Genomic DNA, 459 nt, shown 5'->3' on the forward strand with positions numbered 1-459 from the left:
GGCAGCCGGTCGCCCGAAGCTGGGACATGCGCATGGCGAATGAAGCTTTGCTGGCGGCAGAGCGTTTCGCAGATATCTTCGAAATCCTCCGCGTTCATCCGTGCAGCCGGCGCGGCCGTAATCGCATTGAATTCGCATCCGGCCACGCTGGCGCCTTCGAGCGCGCGCCGATGCGCCGCCGGCAGCTTTTCGAAACGACGTTCGATGATCTGGTTCAGCACCGATGGAACCTCGAGTCTCAATTCGGCCGGTGAACGACACAGTGCCCATCCGTCCGTGGTCGATCGCGCAAGACCCAGCCCGGCGAGATGGTCGAGCGTGGCGAGCAAGAACAGGGGATTGCCGCCGGAGCGTTCGCACATCAGTTGCGCAAAGCTGTCAATGCCGTCGTGTCGACGTTTAGGCGGCGTGCCGTAGGCGAGATAGTCCGCTATGGCCCGTTCGTCTAGCGGTTCGAGA

General features: G+C 62.5%; 1 protein-coding gene. It reads right to left on the reverse strand.

Going from position 1 to position 459, the window contains the following annotated elements:
• Positions 1-459: hypothetical protein (locus BTA35_RS18030; protein WP_202931305.1), on the reverse strand; the 459-nt coding region annotated here is incomplete at both ends.

Origin of the sequence: Oceanospirillum linum (genome assembly GCF_001995095.2) — a bacterium.
GTDB classification, from domain to species: domain Bacteria; phylum Pseudomonadota; class Gammaproteobacteria; order Pseudomonadales; family Halomonadaceae; genus Oceanospirillum; species Oceanospirillum linum.